This is a genomic window from Bacillus sp. RC242, from assembly GCF_044908245.1.
Taxonomy (GTDB): Bacteria; Bacillota; Bacilli; order Bacillales; family Bacillaceae_G; genus Bacillus_A; species Bacillus_A mycoides.
On sequence record NZ_JBIYCZ010000040.1, the window covers coordinates 1 to 2290 of the forward strand.

The following is a 2290-nucleotide window of genomic DNA, read 5'->3' on the forward strand; positions in this document are numbered from 1 at the left end:
TTGCTTCATATTATATGGTTAAGTCCTCGATCTATTAGTATTCGTCAGCTCCACATGTCACCATGCTTCCACCTCGAACCTATCAACCTGATCATCTTTCAGGGATCTTACTAGCTTACGCTATGGGAAATCTCATCTTGAGGGGGGCTTCATGCTTAGATGCTTTCAGCACTTATCCCTTCCGCACATAGCTACCCAGCTATGCCCTTGGCAGAACAACTGGTACACCAGCGGTGCGTCCATCCCGGTCCTCTCGTACTAAGGACAGCTCCTCTCAAATTTCCTGCGCCCACGACGGATAGGGACCGAACTGTCTCACGACGTTCTGAACCCAGCTCGCGTACCGCTTTAATGGGCGAACAGCCCAACCCTTGGGACCGACTACAGCCCCAGGATGCGATGAGCCGACATCGAGGTGCCAAACCTCCCCGTCGATGTGGACTCTTGGGGGAGATAAGCCTGTTATCCCCGGGGTAGCTTTTATCCGTTGAGCGATGGCCCTTCCATGCGGAACCACCGGATCACTAAGCCCGACTTTCGTCCCTGCTCGACTTGTAGGTCTCGCAGTCAAGCTCCCTTATGCCTTTGCACTCTACGAATGATTTCCAACCATTCTGAGGGAACCTTTGGGCGCCTCCGTTACACTTTAGGAGGCGACCGCCCCAGTCAAACTGCCCACCTGACACTGTCTCCCGGGTCGATAAGACCCGTAGGTTAGAATTTCAATACAGTCAGGGCGGTATCCCACCAGCGCCTCCACCGAAGCTAGCGCTCCGGTTTCAATGGCTCCCGCCTATCCTGTACAAACTGTACCAAAATTCAATATCAGGCTACAGTAAAGCTCCACGGGGTCTTTCCGTCCTGTCGCGGGTAACCTGCATCTTCACAGGTACTATAATTTCACCGAGTCTCTGGTTGAGACAGTGCCCAAATCGTTACACCTTTCGTGCGGGTCGGAACTTACCCGACAAGGAATTTCGCTACCTTAGGACCGTTATAGTTACGGCCGCCGTTTACTGGGGCTTCAGTTCAGAGCTTCGCTTACGCTAACCCCTCTCCTTAACCTTCCAGCACCGGGCAGGTGTCAGCCCCTATACTTCGCCTTACGGCTTCGCAGAGACCTGTGTTTTTGCTAAACAGTCGCTTGGGCCTATTCACTGCGGCTTTCCGTTAAGAAAGCACCCCTTCTCCCGAAGTTACGGGGTCATTTTGCCGAGTTCCTTAACCAGAGTTCTCTCGCACACCTTAGGATTCTCTCCTCGCCTACCTGTGTCGGTTTGCGGTACAGGCACCTTTTATCTCGCTAGAAGCTTTTCTTGGCAGCGGGGAATCAAAGACTTCGCTCCATAAGGAGCTTCCCCATCACAGCTCAGCCTTCACGATAAGCGGATTTGCCTACTTATCAGCCTAACTGCTTGGACGTGCACAACCAATCGCACGCTTCTTCTATCCTTCTGCGTCCCTCCATTGCTCAAACGATAAAGAGGTGGTACAGGAATATCAACCTGTTGTCCATCGCCTACGCCTGTCGGCCTCGGCTTAGGTCCTGACTAACCCTGAGCGGACGAGCCTTCCTCAGGAAACCTTAGGCATTCGGTGGACGGGATTCTCACCCGTCTTTCGCTACTCATACCGGCATTCTCACTTCTAAGCGCTCCACCAGTCCTTCCGGTCTGACTTCACTGCACTTAGAACGCTCCCCTACCACTGATACCATTGGTATCAATTCGCAGCTTCGGTGGTGTATTTAGCCCCGGTACATTTTCGGCGCAGAGTCACTCGACTAGTGAGCTATTACGCACTCTTTAAATGGTGGCTGCTTCTGAGCCAACATCCTAGTTGTCTAAGCAACTCCACATCCTTTTCCACTTAATACACACTTTGGGACCTTAGCTGGCGATCTGGGCTGTTTCCCTCTTGACTACGGATCTTATCACTCGCAGTCTGACTCCTAAGGATAAGTCATTGGCATTCGGAGTTTGACTGAATTCGGTAATCCGATGAGGACCCCTAGTTCAATCAGTGCTCTACCTCCAAGACTCTTACACTTAAGGCTAGCCCTAAAGCTATTTCGGGGAGAACCAGCTATCTCCAGGTTCGATTGGAATTTCTCCGCTACCCACACCTCATCCCCGCACTTTTCAACGTGCGTGGGTTCGGGCCTCCATTCAGTGTTACCTGAACTTCACCCTGGACATGGGTAGATCACCTGGTTTCGGGTCTACGACCACGTACTAAACGCCCTATTCAGACTCGCTTTCGCTGCGGCTCCGCCTCTTCAGCTTAACCT

General features: G+C 52.2%; 1 rRNA gene. It reads right to left on the bottom strand.

From position 1 onward, the window contains the following. Positions 1-14 precede the first annotated feature (14 nt). Positions 15-2290, bottom strand: a 23S ribosomal RNA gene (locus ABH957_RS29415); the annotation flags it as partial.